Below are 23827 nucleotides of genomic sequence, written 5' to 3' on the forward strand. Positions count from 1 at the left end.
ATCTACTCATTTAGGGGTTTTATGAAAGGGGTTACAGAAATGGCGATTAGCGCCCGAAAGTTAAAAAGTAATGTTGCGTTAGGTTTAGCTAGTTTTATGTTATTTTCTAATGTTGTTGCTTTTAGTGGAATATCAACAGCCGCGAATGCTTTACAACATCCTGTCACAATTGAAAATCCTGATTTTGAAGCTGGCGATCTATCAGGTTGGACGACAACTGGGAATGCATTCAGCGATCTACCCTCAACTGCACAGCATTTTTGGGGTGACCATCCTTTTAAACTGAACGGCAATTACCATGCATGGGGATGGAATCCAGCGGTAGTAGATTCTAACAACGTAAACATCTCAGATCCAAGAACAGGTACGTTGAGATCGAGTACGTTCAGGCTCTCCGGGAATGGTGAGGTTAACTTCTTGGTTGGCGGAGGCAATGACATCGACAATTTGTATGTCTCTCTCGTTCGCGCTTCTGATCATACAATCTTGTTTAAAAGCGCTGGGTTCGCATTGCCGGATCAATATGAAAGATATGTGCGAGTGAATTGGCAAGCTCAAGATTACATAGGGGAAGATCTCTATATTGAAGTTGTGGACAATAGCACAAGTCAGCACATTAATGTGGACGATTTTCATGTATATAATGTAACGAATAGTATTGACAATCCAAGCTTCGAAACGGGAGACTTGCGTGGTTGGAACGCTAAGGGCGATGCTTTTTCAGTCTCAAACGCGGTAACTTATGGTGAGGATCAAACCTCTTATTATCAAAAAGGAAAGTACTTTGTATCGGGCTTGAACGGTGATGCCGGAAGTGCAGAAGCAAAGTTAGGTTCTCTGCAGTCTACCTCATTCAAGCTCGAAGGAACAGGTGAAGTAAACTTTCTTATCGGCGGAACGAATGATATAGATCATACTTATGTCACTCTAGTCAGAGAGTCCGACGATACAGAATTATATAGAGCAACCGGTTCTTCACTAGGTGACGGTCCAGAATCCATGAGAAGAGTGATCTGGGATGCTTCGGCTCATCTTGGCGAAGTGGTTTACTTGAAAGCTGTTGATCTGGGTCAAGGGCACATCAATGTTGATGATTTCCACGTATATAATACCATTCATAACATTGTAAACCCTGACTTCGAAACGGGCGACTTAACAGGATGGACCGTTGTATCCGGAGAAGCGCCCGGTCAAGTTTCGCCAACCGTAAAATATTGGCATGAAAATCCGATTAATAAGACAGGTCAGTTCCATTTTTGGGGCGATGACATGAAGCAAGGATCAATCAAATCCAGTATGTTTGTCCTTGGTGGAACTGGCGAAATTAATTTCATGATGGGTGGCGGAAATCTTGATACGCAGTATGTTGCTTTAATGCGTGCTTCTGACAATACAGAACTGATGAGAGCAAATAATACACAATTTGCAGATTCGGAGGCGTATGCAAGAGTGACTTGGGATGCTTCGGCTTACCTGGGTGAGCAAGTCTATTTAATGCTTGTGGACCAGATAGCAGCAGGCGGGTGGCAGCACGTGAATCTTGACGATGTCCAAGTTTATAATCTGCCTCATGACATTGTGAATCCTAACTTTGAAACCGGGGACTTGACGGGTTGGACGGTTACGAGCGGAGAGGCGCCTGGTAGGGTTACTTCAGAAGTAAATTACTGGCATCCTGACCCAATTAATAAAGTCGGTGAGTATCATTTCTGGGGTGATGATTGGAAGGAAGGCAGTATCCAATCAAGCACGTTTGTACTTGGCGGGAACGGCGAAATTAATTTCATGTTAGGTGGAGGTAATTTCCCTCAAACGGAGTATGTTGCACTTGTTCGCGCTTCAGACGGGAAAGAACTGATCAAATCCACGCATACAGCTCATGCAGGCTCTGAGGGCTATGACCGAGTTGTTTGGGATGCTTCTGCATATTTAGGCGAGGAAGTGTATCTGAAAGCAGTGGATAGCGTACCTGGCGGAGGATGGCAGCATGTTAACCTCGACGATATTCATGTATTCAACAACGACCCGGCAGATATCTTGAATCCAAGCTTCGAAACAGGCACTTTAGAGGGCTGGCAAGCTGCAGGTGATGCTTTTACAGGAACTGTTTCCGCTGAGACAATGTCGGGTGAAGACCCAATCAACCAAATAGGCAATTACTATATTCAAGGCTTAGCCGGGACCGGTTCCGGTAATGCGGATGCAAGAACAGGCTCTCTTCAATCGTCAGTTTTTAAACTTGGCGGTAGCGGTGAAATAAACTTTATGTTAAGTGGAAACCATGATCCGAATAATCTTTACGTTGCGTTAGTAAAGGCGGAAGACAATTCAATTCTATTCAGTGAGACGCCGGCAAATGGTGCGGTAAGTCCTGAATCTCTTCGACGGATCGTTTGGGATGCCAAAGCCTACTTAGGGCAAAAGGTGTTTTTGAAAGTTATGGATAATAGCCTAACAGGACACTTGAATGTCGACGATTTCCATGTTCGCAATACAGGTTCTCCTTCTTATGTGATGAATAATGAAGATTTTGAAAAAGGAGATTTATCTGGATGGACAGTAGTTGGAAACGCATTTTCAGTTTCTGATCAGGACAATGATTCTTCGGGAAATGCCTACGGGCAACAGCGCAATTATCATGTTGTTGGACATAACGAAGCGACAGGCACTTTAACATCCAGCACATTCAGGCTGGCAGGGACAGGGACTGTTAATTTTAAAATTAGCGGAGATATAGACGTTGACCATCTTTATGTATCATTAGTTCGAGCATCCGACCATAAAGAATTGTTTAGAGCAACAGGTCACAACTCTCACAGTTATCAAACCGTCAGTTGGGACGCTTCGAAATTTATAAACGAAGAGCTTTATTTCTCCATAGTCGACAATGTGGCGACGGGTCATCTCAATGTCGATGATTTCAACTATTATGTGTCTCATGAAGTTATGAATGGCGATTTTGAAAGCGGAGACCTACGTGGTTGGAAGGTTGTTGAGGGTAACGCATTCGATAATACGATTACTACGCAGGATAAATTCTGGGGAACAAAGCCATTTAAGCACAGTGGACAGTATCATCTCTGGGGGTTTCAAGGCGGTGGAGACGGCAGAAAGGGAATTATGGAATCCAGCCATTTCATCGCTTTGGGCGATAAGAATATCCCTACATCGGGAAGATTAACTTTCCTGATGGGCGGTGGTTCGGATATTGACAACTTATATGTTGCGCTTGTAAGGGATCGAACAGGCGAGATTCTTTACACGTCTACAGGTATGAGTGATGAGCAATATTCAGAGCATGTTTTTGACGCTACCCCGTATGCAGGGGAAGAACTCTATTTCCGGATTGTGGACCAAACAACTGCCGGATTTGGACATCTCAACCTGGATCGCTTTGTAACGGTGAATGCAGTTTCACAATTGGAAAACTCTGATTTTGAAACTGGTGATTTGTCTGGGTGGACACTGGAAGGTGATGCATTCGCAGATTCTGTCTCAAATTTACCTGGCAATGGAAACTATGGAACGTATTATGTGAACGGGAATAAAGCGAATAACCCTGCCTTGACAGGTACATTGTCATCCAAAGTATTCCAATTGACAGGGACTGGTATTCTGAGCTTCTTGGTCGCTGGAGGTAAGGATTCTGATCAGCTGCATGTAGCCCTAGTCAGAGCTTCTGATCATATGGAACTGTTTAGAGCCACGGGATCGGACTCAGACAACTTTCAGGATGTTACATGGGATGCTTCAGCTTACCTAGGGGAAGAAGTATATTTTAAAGTCGTGGACAATAAGACCTCAGGCGCTTTTGGTTATATCAATGTAGATGATTTTCAATTGAGTATTCCGCGTGAAAACTATTCAGAACCATACAGACCACAGTTCCATTACACACCTGAAAAAAATTGGATGAATGATCCAAACGGTATGGTCTATTATAATGGAGAATACCATCTGTTTTACCAGTATACTCCTTCTTCCACATCCCCTGCTTTCGATAAGATGCATTGGGGGCATGCGGTAAGTACAGATCTTACCCATTGGAAAGAACTACCACCGGCAATAGCGCCTGATGAACATGGTGCCATATTCTCAGGCGGCGCTGTAGTAGATGCGCATAACTCATCCGGATTTTTTAATGAAGAAGGCTCCGGTCTGGTAGCGTTCTATACGCAAAATGGACCGAAGCAGGTGCAGAGTATCGCTTACAGCAAGGATAATGGCAGAACCTGGACGAAATATACAGGAAATCCTGTCCTGTTACCAGAAGCTGCAGCGGATTTAAGGGAACCTAAAGGAACTGCACCGGATTTTAGGGATCCTAAAGTATTCTGGCATGAGGCTACTTCCAAATGGATAATGTTATTAGCGGTAGGTCATCACATCGAGTTTTATTCATCGCCCAACTTAAAAGAATGGACTTATGAAAACTCATTTGGTTCTGACGGTCTTGGCTCACATTTCGGCATTTATGAATGTCCTGATTTGATCGAATTACCCGTCGATGGAGATCCAACCAAGAAGAAATGGGTTATGATCATTAGTACCGGCGATGGTAACGGAAACAGAAGAGATGTTGACCCAGAGCCTCCTGGCAAAGGATCAGGTATGATGTATTTTGTCGGCACGTTCGATGGCAAAACCTTTACACCTGATGAACGGCCAACTGCTGATCAATCCAATTGGATTGACTATGGTTCAGATTTCTATGCAGCAGTAACATGGAGCAATATTCGGGATGAGCTAGAAAGACCCGTATGGCTCGGCTGGATGAGTAACTGGAGATATGCGAGCAATACGCCTACAAGTACTTGGCGGGGTGCAATGAGCATTCCGCGTACGGTTGAGCTTAAGACGACAACGGATGGAATTCGTCTGATTCAGCAGCCGGTGCAGCAGTTGGAAGAATTAAGAAAGCCGGTTCTGCATTGGACTAATTTCCAAGTTGGGCAGGATAACAATGTGTTGCAAGCCGTATATGGAAGTACAATGGAAATTGTCGCGGAATTCGGTATTCAGGATGCATCAGAATTTGGATTCAAAGTTCGTAAGTCCAACTCTCAGGAGACAGTGATCGGGTATGACACGTCAAGTCAAAAAGTGTTTGTGGACCGTACGCATTCTGGAGGGCCTGATGTAAGTGATATTGTCCCTGTCCGACAAGAAGCTCCTCTTATTCCGGAAAATAACAAAATTAAACTTCATATCTTCGTAGATGAGGATACCCTTGAAGTGTTTGCAAATGATGGGAGAAAAGTTTTCACAGATCAAATATTCCCTGATTCGAACAGTAAGGGCCTTGAGCTTTATGCTGAAAATGGGGAAGTGAACGTCAACTCTTTAAGTATTTATCAGTTTGACAGTATTTGGGCAGATAGGTCGATCAAGAAGCTTCAAATGGATAAAAGAAGCTACACGCTTGAAACGAATAGTACCCTCTCAACCGTTGTATCGGCTCTTGTTTTAAGTCCAATGACTCAAACTGTAAGCCAAGCGGTATATGGCGGTGCCATTCCAGATACAAGCAACTCTGTAACGGGAATCGTGTATGGAGGTTTGCAGGGTATGCCATTAACGGTATATGGATATGGCGATCTGACAAGCAAACAAATTGTTACGGACCAAGCCGTCTTCAAAAGCTCTGATCCTTCTGTAGCCATTGTGACTGCTGCCGGCATAGTGTACGGAAAGCGACCAGGTCAAACCTTGATTACAGCTGCGTATAAAGGACATGTGACAACAGCTTCTGTCACGGTTTTACAATCAAATGAAACTCATTCAGACCCTACACCAGAAACCCCAGTAACTACAGGGGCGGGCACAACGCCAAACAATCAGGGCCGACTTGTTGTTCCGACTAGTTTAATTAATAAAATTGCTGTAGGTAAAGTTTCGAAAGAGACGTTGAGTAAAGCGTTGGATGCCGCAAGGGTTGACGCGAAAGGCACCAAAAAAATTACAATCGAATTGGGCAAAGCGGATGATGTTAAAGGGTATAGCATCGAGATACCATCTGCGTTCATATCGAGTAATCATGCTAATCGGCAATTTGAAATTCGTAGTCCAATAGGCACCATGACTTTATCGAGTCAGATGTTTACCGAAGGCGTGTTCAATGAGAATGACAACATTGTAGTAAGTATGACCCTTGTTGATCGTGATGCAGCTGGTAACGGCAAACAATCAGAAATCGGAGCAAGACCAATTCTTGAATTAATTGCCACTTTGAATGGTAAAGTTATTCCATGGCGTAATGCGGATGCTCCGGTACAGGTAGCTATCAAATACACGCCTACAGCAGAAGAAATGAACAATGCAGATCATTTAGTTGTCTGGTATCTGGATCCATCCGGCAGCATCGTGCCTGTTCCGAATGCCAAATTTAATAAAGCAACAGGTGAAATGATCTTTAAAACGATCCATTTCAGCTATTATGCAATTGCTTACGTGAATAAGTCCTTCGATGATCTTAATGATTATGCTTGGGCTAAAAAGCAGGTCGAACTCCTTGCATCCAAAGGCATTATTCAAGGCACAACAGAGACAGCATTTGCTCCGCAAGAGGATATTACAAGGGCAGACTTTATTCTGCTGCTTGTACGCGCACTTGAATTAACGGCCCAAGCGGATTCCAGCTTTGATGATGTTAACTTTGACGATTATTATTATGAAGCGGTCAGCATCGCCAAAAAGTTAGGCATTACCACTGGCATAGATGGGAGTCATTTTAACCCGAATGCTTCCATTACAAGGCAAGATATGATAGTTATGCTGAATAGAGCGATGGCTGCAGCGAAACGCGATACAGCCAAAGGTGCAAAATCGGATTTGACTGTATTCCAGGATAGTAATGATATTTCGTCATATGCCATTGACAGTGTTTCTTCTCTTGTGAAATCCCATATTATTGAAGGAAACAACGGGAAGATTCATCCACTCGATCATACGACGAGAGCTGAGACGGCTGTAGTCCTTTACCGATTATTGATACAGGAATAATCGTAGCCAAGACGAATAGTGTTGGTGTGAAGAGAAGTAACAGAATAGCCCTAGCCTGTCATAACAGGCTAGGGCTATTTTGTTTAGTGGGAAAATTTCAACTGTTGTAAGAAAATCTTCTATTATTTTTTGTATTTATCACAGGTATGATTAAGGTGAAAAAACAACAATCCACTCTTTTAGGGAGTGCAAGGCAAATCAACAACATGACAACATGTGGCAACGTTACGGGAACAGACTTATTCTTGTTTCATTCGGAGCCAAAGGTTGTTTTTTTTCGTTTTGGCGAATTGTCATCAATAATCTGTTAAGGGGGTGATATCATGTCGTGAAAAAAATAGCAAGTGGAGAGAAGTTAAAATAATGAATTGCTGTACTAACCATCAGAAAATAAAAGGAGAGCTGATACATGAAAATTAAATGGACACAATTGCGGGTCCTGTTTTTCACAATGGTTATTTTTGCTTCAAGTATAGTGATTAATTCCCCGGTTTCTAACGCGGCTTCAAGCGTTGTCGCTCAATGGAACTTCAATGAAGGGACGGGCAATGTGACGAAGGAGCAAATTTCCCAGATAGATGATCCGATCCATTATTTTAAACCTACGCCTGCTATTCCAGAGTGGAAAACAGATGGCATTAGCAGCAGCGCTCTGCTTTTTGACGGCTATTCAACCTGGGTATCGCATCCTGCCATTTCCATTCCTCAGAGCAAAATAAGCGTTGAAACTTGGGTTGCTCCGCGGGCTTATACATGGGGTGATGATTTCAAACTGGATGCTATTGTCAATCAGCAATCCAAAAACGAAAAACAAGGGTTTTTATTAGGTATGTATCGTTTTGGGACATGGTCCTTCCAATTCGGTTCGAACGGTGCCTGGTACGATGTATGGTCCTATGAGCCCTTGCCTAAATTCGAATGGTCCCATATCGTAGCTACTTATGACAGCGCTTACGATAATACGGGAGGTCTGGCTGTGCTTTACTTGAACGGCAAGCAGGTGGCTTCAAAAAGAACGCCACTCCATACGTTGATTACTTCATCCGCAAACAATTTGTTGATTGGGACTAATAACGAAAGCACATACGGCGCTAGTCCATCCTTGTTTCCGTATCATACATTTAACGGTTTAATTGATGAGTTGAAAATTTATAACGGCGCTTTGACAGCAACTGAAGTCCAAAATTCGTACAACTCGTATTTGACCAACCTTGGCGGCAATTTGCCAACACCCGATTTGTCTTTTGATCGGAGCGTTTATAACGGGGATAATTACCGACCGACCTACCATGCCATTGCGCCCCAGCATTGGATGAATGAGCCACATGCACCACTTTTTTTTAACGGGCAATATCATATGTTCTACCAATTTAATCAGCAAGGGCCTTACTGGCATAATATGCATTGGGGCCACTGGGTCAGCACGGATATGGTGCATTGGCGGGATCTTCCCCCTGCACTCGCGCCATCACTTTTCCAAGTTGATCCGGACGGCGATTGGACGGGCAGTTCGGTTATCGATGACAGTGGGAATCCTGCGCTGTTTTTCACGGCGGGTAATGATGCGAAGGCTACTAATAAAGAAAATGTTGGATTGGCCAGAAGCACGTATCCTACAGATCACGACAATGATTTGAAGCGATGGGATAAAGACGCTTCACTTGCGGTCACTCAACAGGATGGTCAGGGAATACAAGGCCAATTTCGTGATCCATTTGTATTTAAGGATGGTAGCACCTGGAATATGCTTGTTGGATCAGGCGTTAACGGTCAAGGCGGAACAGCATTGGTCTATACCTCGTCGGACATGACAAACTGGCAGTATAAGGGACCGCTTTATCAAAATAATCTATCCCCTGAGAAGTTGGGTAATGTATGGGAGCTGCCTGTTCTGCTGCCGATCAAGGATTCATTGGGCAACCAGAAATACATATTTATGGTCAGCCCTGTCGGGGGGCAAGCCCGCGTATTTTACTGGATTGGCACCTGGGATAACGTCACATCCAAGTTTAAACCTGATCCCGGTTCAGATGCGCCGCAGTTGATGGACTATGGCGGTTTCCATTTTACCGGGCCGAGCGGATTTGTAGATAAATCAACATCAGCGTACAATACACCAAATCGTACAATATTGAATACGATCGCTCAAGGAAATCGGAGTTCGCAGGCAGACTCGGATGCCGGTTGGGCGCACAATGCTGGATTACCTGTTGTACTGGATCTGCGTCCTGACGGTCGACTCGGCATCAATCCGATTTCTGAACTGCAATCGCTCAGGGGTACGCAGCTGCTGGATATCGCTACGGACACTTCGTTTACTGATGCGAACGAACGTTTGTCCCACATTCAGGGTGATACGCTTGAAATCGATATGGAACTAGCGCCCGGAGAGGCGGATAAAGTCGGCATGTATGTACGGAAGTCTCCTACCAGCGGTGAGAAGACACTGCTGTACTACAAAAAAAGCACGAAAGAATACGGAGTAGACCGGACGAACACCATCACCGGGCCGCCGCAGCAGGGCATCGACAGCGGCACGATCGATTTGGCCGGCGATACGGTAAAGCTTCACATTTTCCTCGATAAATCGATGGTGGAATCCTATTTGAACGGGCTGAAATCGATTACTACCCGTACATATTCAAAATCCGATGCGCTAGGTTTGGAGTTGTTCGGGGATGTCAACCCGGATACGATCAAGGTGAAACATTTGCAGATCTGGAACATGAATTCTGCCTATACTCCCGTACCCGTAACCGGAGTAAGCCTGAATACGGAGAGTTCCCAAGTTTTCACCGGAGGCAAGCAAACGCTTTACGCTACTGTAGCTCCGTCCAACGCAACGAATAAAGACATCGTTTGGATTTCAAGCAACCCTGCCGTCGCAACCGTAACAAATGGAAGTGTTCGCGGAAACTCGGTTGGAACCGCGATCATTACGGCGAAAACGCGAGACGGAGGTTTCCTGGCGACAAGCACCGTTACAGTTATTGCGCCTCCTGCATCAACACCTCTGACCAATGGCAATTTCGAAGCGGGGGATTTAAGCAATTGGACGGTCGTCAGCGGCAATGAATTCACCGATCCCGCCGTTGTGACCCAATCTCCAACCTGGTGGGGCGTGCAACCGTTTAACCAACAAGGCGCCTTTCACCTGTGGGGTTCCAATGGAGGTGGAGGAGACACCTCAATCGGCGAGCTTAGATCGCAAACCTTTACGTTAGGAGGTAATGGACAAATTAATTTCCTGGTTGGAGGCGGTATTGATATTGACAACCTTTATGTTGCTTTTGTTCGTTCTTCTGACGGCAAAGAGCTTTATCGGACTAGCGGGCCTGGGACCTATAAGGATTGGCCAGATCATAAAGGGAACACTGAACAGTATACGAGGAAGTACTGGGATGCAACCCAATACATCGGAACGTCTATGTATATTAGAGTCGTCGATAATAGATCCGATTCATGGGGTCATATTAATGTAGATGATTTCAATATACCAGTCCAAGCAACAGAGCAACTACCCAATCATAATTTTGAAGCAGGCAACTTGAGCAGTTGGATTGTGGAAAGTGGCAATGCGTTCACCGATGGTGATGTGAGCTCTGCATCGACTTTTTGGAATCCACCGCAATCTTTCAACAAAGAAGGCGATTATCACTTCTGGGGCTTCAATAATGGAGGCGATAATCGAGTTGGCGCGATGAGATCCGTAAGCTTTGTGCTTGGAGGGAACGGATTAATCAACCTTCGCGTAGGAGGAGGGCAAGACATTAATAACTTGTACGTTGCTCTTGTTAGAGCTTCCGACAACGCTATATTGTTCAAAGAAACGGGACTTAACAACGAGGGATATACAGTAAGTAACTGGGATACTTCAGCTTATATTGGCACAAGATGCTATATTAGAGTGGTCGATAATTCGACAGGAGGTTTTGGCCATATCAATCTCGATGCCGTGAATGTTCCTGTTCAACCCGGTTCTTTGATAGGCCAGTTGGCGAACCACGATTTTGAACTCGGCAACTTAAGCGGTTGGAACGTGACAAACGGCAATGCATTCACGGACGGCGACGTGAGCCCCGCATCGACTTTTTGGAATCCGCCGCAATCTTTCAACAAACAAGGTACGTATCACTATTGGGGCTTCAATAATGGAGGTGATGGCCAGGTTGGCTCGATGCAATCCACCAATTTTGTGCTTGGAGGGGACGGACAGATCGACCTTCTCGTTGGGGGAGGGCAAGACTTGAATAACTTGTACGTTGCTCTTGTCCGGGCTTCCGACAACGCTATCTTATTCAAAGAAACTGGACTAAATAGTGAGGCGTATACTCGAAAGAATTGGAATGCATCCGCATATATAGGAACGACATGCTACATTAAGATTGTCGACAACGCGATGGGTGGCTTTGGCCATATCAATGTTGATGATGTGAATGTTCCAATTAGAATCCCTTAAAACAAGATTTAAAGACTTAGCCTGATTCCACATCATGCTAAGTCTTTTTTATCACATAAGAAAGTATAAGTTTTCGGTTCCCGAAAAGAGGTTTTCTCATATCTGAATGAAGATAATAGAAAAATTTCAACAGTTTCAAGAAGATTTTCTATTATTTTTTGTATTTAACACAGGTATGATGAATACACAGAAAACAAACATCCACTCTTTTAAGGAGGTGAGATTTCTTTTAGGTAAGTGATTAGTGTCAATCATGCTTCAATTGGGGGATTTGGTTGTATCAAAAAAAGGAGGGAAAAAGAACATGCTAAAGAGTTTTGCAATTGGCTACTTGTGTCGCTAAACGTGATAGACAATTGGACTCTAAAACATGTTCATAGAAAAACAATTACACTTTAATTATCACATAGCTTCCTATTATTCGCCAAACTTATTTTAAAAAAAATATAATAATTCGGAGGAATTTGAAAATGAAAAACATGAAGATTTTCTTGTTACTATTTGTTGTATTTGCACTTTCGGCTTGTGGTAAAGCAGTGGAAACAAAACCCGCAGCAGCAACTGGGGCGCCAGCAGAAACAGCTAGCGCAGCTAAAGCAGCAGATCCGGCACCAAAGAAAAAAGTAGTTATTGGTTTGACCGTACAAAACTTAAGCAATCCTTTCTTCGTAGCGATGTCCAAAGGTGCAGCTGAAGCTGCTAAGAAACACGGCGGTGAAGTAATCGCCGTTAGTGCAGAAGATAATTTGGCTACACAAACCGCTCAAATCGAAGATTTTATTACCAAAAAAGTAAGTATGATTATTCTAAGTTCCGTAGATACCAAAGGTATCGCAGCAGCAGTGGGTCAAGCTAAAGCAGCAGGTATCCCAATCATTTCTGTCGATACAATTTCTGAAGGTGGCGTTAATGCGAGTGTAACTTCCGATAACGTTCAAGCAGGACGTATTGCGGGTGAATATTTGGTTAAACGGTTGAATGGAAAAGGAAATATTGCCGTATTAGATGGACCGCCGGTGTCCGCTGTAACAGACCGCATTGCAGGATTTAATGAAGCTCTCAAAGCAGCTCCGGGAATTAAAATAGTTGCAAATCAAAATGGTAACGGTAATCGCGAAACATCGCTTGCTAAGATGGAGACCATTTTACAAGCAAACGGTAAAGGACAAATCGACGCTGTATTTGCTATTAATGATCCAACAGGTATTGGCGCCAAAATTGCTGCAGAGCAAGCCGGTCGCGACAAGGAAATGTTTATCGTTGGTGTGGATGGATCTCCTGATGCAGTGACAACACTGAAAGAAAACAAAAGCTATGTTGGAAGCTCGGCACAAAACCCATTTAATATGATTACAATTGCGGTTGAAACAGCATTTAAAGTTCTTGCTGGTGAAAAAGTGGAACCATTAATTAAACTTCCAACTGACTTCATTACGACAGAAAACGTAAAAGACTATAAAGGCTGGTAGTTTTATTCTTGCGATGTGGTTACTCTCTACCTGAGTGCCACATCGTATTCATTCAATTGTCATTAAATGATATTCATTATTAAATTGGTTGGAGTGAGAACATGGAAGCTGTGCAAGCGGAAGTTGAAAAGAACATTTCCTCTGAATCATCGTCAATAGCGTTAAGCATGAGAGCGATCTCCAAGTCTTTCTCTGGGGTTACCGTTTTAAAAAACATAAATATCGACCTGCATAAAGGTGAAGTACATGCTTTAATGGGAGAGAATGGCGCCGGTAAGTCGACACTTATGAAGATTATGGCAGGGATACATCGTCCAGATAACGGCGAGATTAGGTATCGAGGCAAATCGATCACTTGGCGTAATGCGATGGAAGCGCGTGAGAAAGGCATTAGTGTCATTCATCAAGAGCTTAATCTTTCTCCGAATATAACCATCGGTGAGAACGTATTGATGGGAACCAAATTTCCTAAAAACAAGTTCGGTATGGTGGACTGGAAGAAAGTTCACGAACGAGCCCATTTTCTATTAAAATCAATCGGATCTGACTTGGATCCAAGATCATATGTCTCAACCTTAAGTGTTGCCCAACAACAAATGGTGGAAATCGCGAGAGCCCTCTCTATAGAAGCAGAAGTTCTAGTGATGGATGAACCAACAGCTTCGTTAACCCACAAAGAAATAGATAAGCTGTTTATTATTATCAATGAACTAAAACAAAAAGGTGTTGCGATTGTATACATTTCACATCGTATGGATGAAATTTTTAAAATTTCTGATCGGTGTACCATTTTGCGTGATGGAGAGTGGATTACAACGATCCCTATCGCCGAAACCAATCCGGAGCATCTGGTTAAGACAATGGTTGGCCGTGAATTAACCGATTTATTTCAAAAACCGCCTTCACATACGAGCTGGATCAAAGATAAAATGCCGGTTTTAGAGGTTAAAGGATTATCTGATAACAAAAATGTAAAGGATATTTCGCTAGAGGTGTATTCAGGAGAAATTGTTGGGATTTCAGGATTGGTAGGTGCAGGAAGAACAGAATTAGTCAGAGCGATCTTTGGTTTATCAGAAATATCAGCAGGTGAAATTCTGATTAATGGTCAATCTGTGAAAATATCTTCTCCAGAGGATGCCATGCGATATGGGATTGCCCATGTACCGGAAAGCCGTAAGGAACAGGGACTATTCCTAAATATGTCTGTCAAAGAAAATATTATGATGGCTGAAATGTTTAAATATCGAAAAGCATCGCTCTTAGATTGGTCGCAAATCAATGATGAAGCTGATATGTATATTAAAGAATTAGGCATTAAAACGGCAAGTAAAGAACAAAAGGTAGTTAGCTTAAGCGGAGGAAATCAGCAAAAAGCGCTGCTTGCACGTTGGTTATCCATCCAGCCTAAAGTGCTTTTGTTAGATGAACCGACAAGAGGTGTCGACATTGGCGCCAAAACTGAAATTCATAAAGTTATTTGTAAATTAGCCAAAAACGGCCTTGCTGTGTTAGCCATTTCCTCTGAGCTGCCAGAAATATTAGCGTTGAGTGATCGTATACTTGTTATGCATGAGGGGAAATTACGAGCAAACCTTAGGCGCGAAGACGCGACGCAAGAGAAAATTATGTATTATGCAACGGGGGAGATCAAATGAGCGCTGGAATGGAAGCAATCATTAATAATAAACGTAATATTGGATTATCCATGAGAAAAATTTGGAATCAACTAGGCATGTTAATCGTGTTAGTTGCTATTTGTATTATACTCGCCATTTTTGCACCTAATTTCACGGATACGGGGAATATTCTCAATATTTTAAAACAATCATCCGTTAACGGAATTCTTGCAGCGGGTATGACATTAGTTATTCTGACTGGCGGGATTGATTTATCTGTGGGATCTACGATCGCACTTTCGGGCGTTATTTCCGTCATGCTTTCCAAACAAGGAGTTAACCCTTTTATTTCCATGTTCGCTGGAATTGCGGTGGGATATGCAGCAGGATGGATTAACGGCTTTCTGACTGCAAGAACCAAACTTCCATCCTTTATTGTTACATTAGGAAGTATGACTTATATAAGAGGTGCTGCTTTCGTAATTAGCGGAGGATTACCTACGATACTGGCTTCGGAACCGTTTAAGTTTATTGGATCAGGGAAGATACTATCGGTTCCAACCCCCATCTACATTATGCTCAGTGTATATGTTGTAATGTTTATCGTACTTAAATACACGATGTTTGGCAGACATATTTATGCAATTGGGGGAAATGAAGAGGCAGCGAGATTAACAGGTATTAAGGTTGAAAAGACGTTAATTAATGTGTATGCCATTAGTGGTTTATGTGCGGGATTAGCTGGCGTAGTTCTAGCAGGCCGTTTAATTTCCGGTCAGCCGAATGCTGGAAGCATGGCCGAACTTGATGCCATTGCTGCAGTTGTTCTAGGCGGTACGAGCCTAGCTGGGGGAATTGGCCGAATTCAAATGACGATTATTGGTGTGTTAATCTTGGGCGTAATTAGAAATGGATTGACACTATTAAATGTTAGCTTCTTTTGGCAAACCGTTATTACAGGTGTTGTTATCGTACTTGCGGTACTTTTGGATCGTCTCCGTAGCGATAAGTAAGAGGAAGGGCTGTTAATATGGTGAAATTTCGTTTTAAAAGCATACGTACCCGCACAATCGTCACGATTCTACCAATGTTAATTTTATCCATGTTTGCGTTGTCTGCGTTAAGTTACAGTTATTCTAAAAATATCATCAATGCAGAAATTCAAGATAAAATGGCATATCAATTAAACGCAACGATCAACAATATGCAAACCATATTAACAGCACACAGTAAAATACCTGAAAGCTTAGCACGCACGATTGAACCTGTAGGAGACAAGATTGATAAAGGTAAATATTTCCAGATTATTCAAGGTTTATTGTCCACAAACCCGGACACATTTGGAGTTGGGATATGGTATGAGCCCTATCAATATAAAAATTATTTGCAATATTACAGTTCCTATGCCTACCGAGACAACGGTCGCATTTTATTTTCCAATGATTATGATACGAAAGAATATAATTATCCCGAAAAAGAGTGGTATCTGCTTGGTAAAAACACAAAGGAAACCATGGTTTGGACGGATCCGTTTTTTGATAAAACCTCCAATGCTATGATTTTAACAACAGCGGTTCCATTTTACACCAATAATAAATTTCAAGGCGTAGTTACAGCCAACATCAATTTGAACAGCCTGCAGCAGAAGATTTCAGACATTCATGTTGGAAAAAATGGATGGGCATTTTTGTTGGATCGTAATGGGAACTTTATTGCTAATAAAGATAACCAGAGCGTGGCGAATCATCAAATCAAGAATGATTCTAATGTAAGCTTGGCACAAATTGGCCAAGAAATACTGGCGAATAATAATGGAAATGCCGTTTTTAGTGACGATAGGGGGCTCAATATCGTTTATTATCAGACGGTTCCAGATACATCATGGAAACTAGCCATCGTCATATCGCAGGAGGAGCTTTACCAGAAGCTAAACGATTATTTCATGATCTCGGTTATGATCATAATTGTATTGATATGTGTTGTTGTCATGGTGATTTATTTCTACAGTTTATACATCACCAATAACATTAAGAAAGTAAATATTCTTTCTCAATCGATGTCAAGCGGGGATTTAACCCAGACTATACCTATAAAAACGGTCGATGAATTTGGCCAAATGGGCACAAATCTAAATACAATGGCAAGTAACTTGAAGTCCATTTTATTGCAAGTATCTGAAAGCGCGAAAAGCGTATCTGAAACTTCTGTTCTTTTATCCGATAATGCGGAACAATCCGCGAAAGCAACAGAAGAAATTGCACAATCGATTCAAGAAGTAGCGGGTGGGACGCATACACAACTTTCATTAACCGATGAAGCTGTAGAAGAAACAAAAGTTATGTTTGTGAATATTAAAAAAATAACGCAACGAATTGAACTTGCGAGCCAATCCGCAAAGGAAGCGCTGCAAACGTCCATTGAAGGAAAAGCGGATATTGTGGAAGCAATAAATCAGATCAATTTGATTTCTCAAAACTCACTCGATTCGGTTGGAATAGTCCGACAGTTAGAAGATAAGTCCAGAAAGATCAATCAGATTATGACCTTACTTTCCACTATCGCCAAGCAAACGAAAATGCTTGCTTTAAATGCAGGTATTATTGCCGCCGAAGCGGGATCTAATGGTAAAACATTTTCGGTGATTTCTCGTGAAATTCGCCTTCTTGCTGAAAATTCAACGAAATCAAATAGTGAGATCGAAACATTAATTGCAGAGATCCAGGAAGATATTTCGCAAGTAGTGAAAGCGATGGAAAATGCAGATTCATCTATTCAAGAAGGGAAGCAGCTTACGACAAAGGCTGGAGATTCCTTCTCTACGATTCTTAACTTAGTCGATGGGGTATCTGGGCAAGCGGGCGAAATGACCAATGACATTATAATGATTCGAATGAATATGCAGAAAATGGTTGAAAACATGGAGGTAGTCTCTAATTTCTACGGAAGTTCAGCAAGTTCAACCAATCACATCTCGGCAACGACAGAGGAACAGACAGCGGCAATCCAAGAAGTTGCTTCTTATTCCAACGAATTAGCCCATATGGCTAAGGTCTTACAGCAATCTGTAGCTTCATTTAAACTCAAGTAATTTGTAAATCGGATGTGATTAAGCGATACATAGACTAATTGACTTTACGTGATGATAGTAACATTAGATGGTCTGCTTTCAGCTGATAGGCAATTTGGGGGAATCTCAAATAGCCTAGGGATAGCTATGCAGACCTTTTTTTGTCATTATATGTAAGCGGTTACACTGGGCAATGCTTGGACATAACACACATCTATGGACATGTAATTATGAGCGAGATGTTTTCTTTTTCCGATAAAAAGAAGGATTAACGCCTTCTATTTTTTTGAACGCTTTACTGAAAGAATGAATATCCGGAAATCCGATAAGTTCCGCAATTCGTTTTAAAGGTTCATCAGTGAATTGGATCATCTCTCTTGCTTTTTCTATTCTCATTAATTGGTGATAGTGGATAGGACTCATTCCAAATGTTTGATTAAACAGTGTGATCAAATAGTACTTGCTGATTCCAGATATTTTGGCAAGTTCATCTAAAGTCACCCTTTGACCAATGTTATGCTTTAAGAAAATTCTGACTTGCTCCAACTCATTGATATTGGAAAATAAGTGAGGATTTCTGTTCCAATAGTTTTCGCGCAATAATGCGGTGAATAATTGAATAAATAATCCCTTAATATTTAATTCATAAAATGGCAGCTTCATTTGAAATTCTCTTATAATTTCATAAAGTAATTTTTCTATAGCTAAATGATACCGCAACCGTATATGACTTGCTAGAGGAAGAGTTAATCTGTCAATCTCGTCGCTTCGGAACCACTTCATTTCATCGTTTGTCATATTTTCTAATTTTTTAAAAGAAACTTTAACATCGGGACTATCTTCTTGATAGAACAAATCAAAATGCAAATGGGGCTGTCGGACTAAATCAGTTCCAATTTTACTAATCGAATGCCTTTGTTTGGGGCGAAAGAAAAATATGTCACCTGGTTCTCCAAAATAAACATCATCCTCTACAGTAACTTTTAATCTGCCTTCTTTGAGATAAAGGATTTCATAGTCAAATAATACCCTTTCCTCTAAAAACCAAGGAAATGAGACGTAGCTATCCATAGCAATTCGTAAATAAGGAGACAGATTGTGTAAGTTCATGTAGTAACCTCCAACCAAAATATTTGACAAATTAATCATAATTTAAGCCAACGACAATGTTTCATTATTAGTATATCATTGGTTTTGTGGAAAAGAAAACGTTTAACTGAGAAAAGAAAACGTTTTTCTGAGAAAATCAAACGTTTTCTGAGAAAATCAAACGGTTTTCGAGAAACACAATTTTGGATAAACTTTTCTGTTTACTTGGGGGGGGTCCTGGGGATATTTGAGTGTATTTGAAAGCGTAATGACAAAACAAATGAAAATGATGTAGGAACTTACTATGAACGCTTGGCAACCTAATAGTCCTTTAGAAGGACTACCATTTGTTAAATAATAATGAGGGGGTAACTTTTTATGAAATTAAAAGGTAAATTATTATCTGGTGTTCTTGTAATGTGCATGTCTTTTTCAGCGATTTTGGTTGGATGTTCTAGTAATGAAAAGAACCCTGAAAGCTCTGCGTCCAATAAAGGACAACAAACTTCTGAGAAAGGAGCATCTGGCTCGTCGAATAAATCTATCACGGTTCTGGTTGAGGGTGGAAGTCCGGCCAATACGGTCGCCAGCCAAACGGCGGAAGAATTTAAGCAAAAGACTGGCTATGAAGTGAAGATTGAAACGGTTCCCTACATCGGTGTCTATGACAAATTGAATGTAGAAATGAAAGCTAACTCAGGAGCATACGATGTTGCCACGATCGATATCTTGTGGTTTCCTGCTTTGGCAAAAAACTTGGTAGCTATGGATGACTTAATGACGGATGAGGTCAAAAATGATTTTGTACCTAATGTAGTCGATGGCGGTAAAGTGAACGGTAAAATTCTGGGCATGCCGGTTTGGACGAACTCAAAAATTTTATTGTATCGAACCGATTTGTTTAATGATCCGAAGGAACAAGATGCATTTAAGGCTAAATATGGATATGATTTGAAGCCGCCTACGAATTGGCAGCAATACAGGGATGTCGCCAAGTTCTTTACTCGTGATACGAATAAAGATGGGGCAACTGATCTATATGGTACGGGCATATTAGGGATGAATAACGGGGATTCGGTTGCCAGTTGGTTGGACCATGCCGCTCAAGCAGGAGCAAAACCTTTGGTTGTGGGTAAAGATAATAAAGCCTTAGTCAACTCGGAACCATATGTAAAGGCTCTGGAATTTGAAACAAAGATTTTACGTGAAGACAAGTCTGCGCCAGAAGGTGCACTAAACATGGCCTCTTCTGAAATTTCTGAAATGTTCTGGAATGGAAAAATGGCTATGATGCTTGAGTGGGCTCATTTCTTTGTCCCTTCTAACGACCCAGGCAAATCGAAAGTAGCGGGGAAAGTGGGCGCCGCTCCAATGATTGCTGGTGATTCCGGAGTAGGGGTTGTGCCTGGACCTTGGTATCAAGTGATCCCGAGCACTTCCAAAAAACAAGATATCGCAAAACAATACGTGAAATTTATTTATGAAAAAAATGAATTGTTTATGAAAGCATTAGGAGTGGCTGCACGAAAATCGGTCTTTGACAAATACGGTCAAAAACCTGAATATGCACACCTAAAAGCGCTTGAAACTACACTGGCTGCCAGCCAAACACAAAATCGTCCAATATTGCCACATTGGAACGAAATCGAAAATGAAGCATTAGTCTCTGCAATTCAAGTAGCTCTCTCCGGAAAGGAAACACCGCAAGAAGCATTAAACAGAGCCGCAGCAAAAATTAACGAGATACAAGGAAAATAAATGGAAAAAGGGGCTCAGGTTCGAGCCCCTTTTTAACCGAATTCCAATTCTTACAGAAGGATGATGGATATGTCTCTAAGAGATCAGAAGCTTTCTTTCTTATTTTTTCTACCGGCTTTCGTCTTCATGATCTTGTTTTTTGTTTACCCAATGATGTTACTTTTTAAAGATAGTTTTTTTGAGGATGAAGATCCTTCAAAATTTATTGGTCTACGGCATTACTCTCACGCTTTAACTTCGGACACATTCTATCAATCCTTACTCAATACAATTGTGTATGTGATAGGTGCAGTTGCAATTGAGTTAATATTGGGCATGTTTCTTGCTCTTCTGCTAAGTACAGGGTTTAAAGGCGCCAACATCATTCGTACTTTGCTGTTGAGTCCATTAATGATTTCTCCTTTGGTTTGTGGTTTAATATGGAAATTTATGCTAAACGACCAATTTGGTATCTTAAATGTAATTATATACAAATTGGGCTTGATTAAGAATCCTCAAAGTATCTTGTGGTTATCTGACAGCAAGTTGGCTTTAATTTCCTGTATGATTGCCGATGTATGGCTTACCACGCCATTTATGATGTTGATATTATTAGCGGGCATACAAGGTATACCTGAAAGTTTATACGAAGCTGCCCGCATAGACGGAGCAAATAAGTTTCAAAACTTTTTGCATATCACACTGCCAAGTTTAAAACCGGTCATTTTAGTTGCAGTTGTCATACGTATGATTGATGCAGCTAAATCCTTTGATATTATTTGGGTGATGACACAAGGCGGTCCGAATGGTTCCTCTTCCTTAGTAAGCACATTAATTTATAAATCGGTAGCCAGATACAATCAAGAAGGATATGCAAGCGCAATGGCTGTAATCTTTATGATTATCTTGTTGGTAATCTGTTCATTCTTTTTTAAACAATTCTGGAATCCAAATAAGAAAGCGGTTCGATAGGAAGGAGATCAGCAAGATGGTTATTACTATGAGTAAACAAAAATCCAGAGTTGCCAGTTTATTTGTATTCGTCATCTCATGTATTTTTTTGGTTGTTACTTTATTTCCATACGCTTACCTTGTGTTATCTTCACTGAAACCGCCAAGGGAAGTGATTTCCACAACCCCTACGTTGTTGCCTTCTGTGTTTACTTTAGCCAATTATAATGCCCTGTTTCATCAACTGGCAATCGGCAAATATTTTGTTAACAGTCTTATAACTGCAATGTCAGGTACACTATTGAGTGTTTTTCTGGGTTCATTAGCTGCTTATGGCTTAACCAGATTCGCATCAAAGTTAGGGAATTTATTTCTGCTTTTTACTTTGGGTGTTCGTATGACGCCTCTGATTAGTGTTGCAATACCGATGTATCGTATTATTGGGCAATTAGGTTTAATGGATACAAAATTAGCATTAGTTTTAGTCTATACCAGCATAAACATTCCGTTTGTTATCTGGATGATGATTGGTTTTTTTGACAATTTGCCAAAAGAGCTTGATGAATCTGCGCGTGTCGACGGATGCGGGATGTTTGGAACTTTTATGCGTATTATCTTACCGATCTCGCTGCCTGGAATCGCAACTACCTCAATTTTTAGCTTTATGCTTTCCTGGAATGATTTCTTGTTCGCATTACTTTTAACAAGTACTTCAGCCAAAACGGTGCCAGTAGGAATTTCAGAGTTTTTAACAGCTTACGGTTTGGATCTAGGCCCAATGACGGCTGCGGCAACCATATTTAGCGTTCCTGTCATGCTGTTTTCGTTTGTAATGCAAAAATACATTGTTCGCGGAATGACAATGGGTGCTGTTAAAGAATAGAGAATTTGTATGATGAAATAAAGAGTGGAGGAAATATTGATGCAATATGATCACCATACGTTCCATAATCTCATGTTAGGTAAAGCAGAACAATCAGTTGCAACTATAAAGGATCATGTGGGTAAAGACCCTATGCGCTTAAAGTTTCATTTTATGCCTCCCGCCTATTGGATGAACGATCCTAACGGGCTTATATACTATCAAGGAGAATATCATATGTTTTACCAGTTTCACCCCTATTCAGCCGAGTGGGGTCCGATGCATTGGGGCCATGCAAAAAGTAAAGATTTGGTTCACTGGGAACACCTTCCTATTGCACTTGCGCCAAGTGAAGTCTATGATCTTGACCAAAAAGGCGGATGTTTTTCCGGAAGCGCCGTCGATGACAACGGGATATTGACTTTGATCTACACCGGCACGATTATGAAGGAAGGGCGTGTCATTCAAACCCAAAGTATAGCTTCCAGTACCGATAGCGTGACATTTCAAAAATATGTAGGGAATCCGGTTATCTCTGTTCCTCCAGAAGGGAGTTCCTCTGATTTCAGGGATCCGAAAGTATGGAAACACGAAGATAAATGGTATATGGTCGTAGGTTCAAGTAAAGATGGAAAAGGAAGAGCTTTGCTTTATCGCTCGAATGACCTGTATGTATGGGAGTATGTAAGTGTATTGGCTGAGAGTGACGGTACGATGGGTACGATGTGGGAATGTCCGGATATTTTTCAGCTTGGCGATCGTTATGTACTAATGTTCTCCCCAATGGGAATGGGAGAAAAAAAAGCGAGTTATTTAACTGGTTCATTAGATTATAGTAGTGGGAAATTTACTTGGGATTATTGTGGAGAAGTGGATTGCGGGTTCGAGTACTATGCTCCTCAATCCTTCCTTGATGATAATGGAAGACGAATTATTATAGGTTGGTTGAACGCTTGGGATTGGATGCCGTGGTTTCAAAATTTCGGTCCCACTTTTAAAAACAATTGGTGCGGCGCGATGTCCATTCCAAGAACTGTAGAAATGGACGATGACGGACATTTGAGATTTCTTCCAGTTGAAGAATTAAAGGCGATACGGGGGGGACATTTCCATCTTGACCGTACGGCGATAGAAGGGGAAATACAAGCGCTTCCCCGATCGATAGAAGGGGATAGTTTAGAGATTGTGGCGGAATTTAATCTGGAAAATTGTCACGCGGAGGAATTTGGCTTCAAAATGCGGGTGTCGGATGACGGCAACGAGGAGACGGTACTCTCTTATTCGCCTAAGACCGGCGAACTTCAATTTGATAGAAACAGATCGGACGGATGGAGTCAGGGGATTCGAAAATGTAAACTAGAATCTGCCGATAAGGATACATTAAGGCTGCATATCTACGTAGATACTTGCGTTGTTGAAGTATTTGCGGATGAAGGGCGCACGACAATGACCAATAACATATATCCTAATCCGTACAGTATAAACTTGAAACTTTTTAGCCTCGGAGATAAGGTGGAACTCATTTCTCTTGATATATGGCAACTTCACTCTGTATGGTGAAGGAAGAACACA

General features: G+C 41.7%; 11 protein-coding genes. 10 read left to right on the forward strand and 1 reads right to left on the reverse strand.

All coding sequences use genetic code 11. The annotated features are described in order from the left end of the window. Nucleotides 1-39: 39 nt before the first annotated feature. The 6 genes from ACSQ8P_RS11565 to ACSQ8P_RS11590 all read left to right on the forward strand — a co-directional run bounded on the left by ACSQ8P_RS11565 (nucleotide 40) and on the right by ACSQ8P_RS11590 (nucleotide 17637). Complete coding sequence (locus ACSQ8P_RS11565; RefSeq protein WP_436235302.1) at nucleotides 40-7002, forward strand: GH32 C-terminal domain-containing protein; 6963 nt, start codon at nucleotides 40-42, stop codon at nucleotides 7000-7002. Nucleotides 7003-7411: 409 nt separating this feature from the next. Next, entirely contained in the window at nucleotides 7412-11461 is a 4050-nt protein-coding gene (locus tag ACSQ8P_RS11570) for a GH32 C-terminal domain-containing protein (protein WP_436235303.1), read from the forward strand. Between the two features lie 470 nt (nucleotides 11462-11931). Further along, nucleotides 11932-12930 (forward strand): substrate-binding domain-containing protein, encoded by a 999-nt coding sequence (locus ACSQ8P_RS11575; RefSeq protein WP_235550475.1) that lies wholly within the window; start codon nucleotides 11932-11934, stop codon nucleotides 12928-12930. A gap of 101 nt (nucleotides 12931-13031) precedes the next feature. After that, complete coding sequence (locus ACSQ8P_RS11580) at nucleotides 13032-14588, forward strand: sugar ABC transporter ATP-binding protein (protein WP_056615616.1); 1557 nt, start codon at nucleotides 13032-13034, stop codon at nucleotides 14586-14588. Further along, on the forward strand, nucleotides 14585-15562 hold the full coding sequence (locus ACSQ8P_RS11585; RefSeq protein ID WP_056615613.1) for an ABC transporter permease: 978 nt from the start codon (nucleotides 14585-14587) through the stop codon (nucleotides 15560-15562). Before ACSQ8P_RS11580 ends, ACSQ8P_RS11585 begins: the two co-directional genes overlap by 4 nt. 17 nt (nucleotides 15563-15579) lie before the next feature. Beyond that, the gene (locus ACSQ8P_RS11590; RefSeq protein ID WP_436235304.1) at nucleotides 15580-17637 is read left to right on the forward strand and encodes a methyl-accepting chemotaxis protein; all 2058 of its coding nucleotides are present in this window, start codon (nucleotides 15580-15582) and stop codon (nucleotides 17635-17637) included. Nucleotides 17638-17844: 207 nt separating this feature from the next. Here ACSQ8P_RS11590 and ACSQ8P_RS11595 read toward each other — a convergent pair whose 3' ends face one another. After that, on the reverse strand, nucleotides 17845-18726 hold the full coding sequence (locus ACSQ8P_RS11595; RefSeq protein ID WP_056615607.1) for a helix-turn-helix domain-containing protein: 882 nt from the start codon (nucleotides 18724-18726) through the stop codon (nucleotides 17845-17847). Nucleotides 18727-19083: 357 nt separating this feature from the next. On the opposite strand from ACSQ8P_RS11595, the gene ACSQ8P_RS11600 reads away from it, so the two are divergent. The 4 genes from ACSQ8P_RS11600 (at nucleotide 19084) to ACSQ8P_RS11615 (ending at nucleotide 23815) form a co-directional block, all read left to right on the forward strand. Next, nucleotides 19084-20463, forward strand: coding sequence for an ABC transporter substrate-binding protein (locus ACSQ8P_RS11600; RefSeq protein ID WP_436235305.1), 1380 nt, complete (start codon nucleotides 19084-19086; stop codon nucleotides 20461-20463). 69 nt (nucleotides 20464-20532) lie between these two features. Further along, nucleotides 20533-21414, forward strand: a complete 882-nt coding sequence (locus ACSQ8P_RS11605; RefSeq protein WP_436235306.1) for a carbohydrate ABC transporter permease — start codon at nucleotides 20533-20535, stop codon at nucleotides 21412-21414. Nucleotides 21415-21430: 16 nt separating this feature from the next. Next, nucleotides 21431-22276: a carbohydrate ABC transporter permease gene (locus ACSQ8P_RS11610; RefSeq protein ID WP_200962437.1), complete on the forward strand. Its 846-nt coding sequence runs from the start codon at nucleotides 21431-21433 to the stop codon at nucleotides 22274-22276. 39 nt (nucleotides 22277-22315) lie between these two features. Further along, entirely contained in the window at nucleotides 22316-23815 is a 1500-nt protein-coding gene (locus tag ACSQ8P_RS11615) for a glycoside hydrolase family 32 protein (protein ID WP_436235307.1), read from the forward strand. The last annotated feature ends 12 nt before the right edge of the window (nucleotides 23816-23827 follow it).

This window comes from Paenibacillus sp. LjRoot153 (assembly GCF_964253085.1).
Taxonomy (GTDB): Bacteria; Bacillota; Bacilli; order Paenibacillales; family NBRC-103111; genus Paenibacillus_E.

Bases quoted from the DNA above. Each gene is read 5' to 3' on its own strand.
- ACSQ8P_RS11575 (WP_235550475.1), top strand. From the start codon at position 11,932: ATGAAAAACATGAAGATTTTCTTGTTACTATTTGTTGTATTTGCACTT.
- ACSQ8P_RS11590 (WP_436235304.1), top strand. From the start codon at position 15,580: ATGGTGAAATTTCGTTTTAAAAGCATACGTACCCGCACAATCGTCACG.
- ACSQ8P_RS11570 (WP_436235303.1), top strand. From the start codon at position 7,412: ATGAAAATTAAATGGACACAATTGCGGGTCCTGTTTTTCACAATGGTT.
- ACSQ8P_RS11600 (WP_436235305.1), top strand. From the start codon at position 19,084: ATGAAATTAAAAGGTAAATTATTATCTGGTGTTCTTGTAATGTGCATG.
- ACSQ8P_RS11595 (WP_056615607.1), bottom strand. From the start codon at position 18,726: ATGAACTTACACAATCTGTCTCCTTATTTACGAATTGCTATGGATAGC.
- ACSQ8P_RS11580 (WP_056615616.1), top strand. From the start codon at position 13,032: ATGGAAGCTGTGCAAGCGGAAGTTGAAAAGAACATTTCCTCTGAATCA.
- ACSQ8P_RS11565 (WP_436235302.1), top strand. From the start codon at position 40: ATGGCGATTAGCGCCCGAAAGTTAAAAAGTAATGTTGCGTTAGGTTTA.
- ACSQ8P_RS11585 (WP_056615613.1), top strand. From the start codon at position 14,585: ATGAGCGCTGGAATGGAAGCAATCATTAATAATAAACGTAATATTGGA.
- ACSQ8P_RS11605 (WP_436235306.1), top strand. From the start codon at position 20,533: ATGTCTCTAAGAGATCAGAAGCTTTCTTTCTTATTTTTTCTACCGGCT.
- ACSQ8P_RS11610 (WP_200962437.1), top strand. From the start codon at position 21,431: ATGGTTATTACTATGAGTAAACAAAAATCCAGAGTTGCCAGTTTATTT.
- ACSQ8P_RS11615 (WP_436235307.1), top strand. From the start codon at position 22,316: ATGCAATATGATCACCATACGTTCCATAATCTCATGTTAGGTAAAGCA.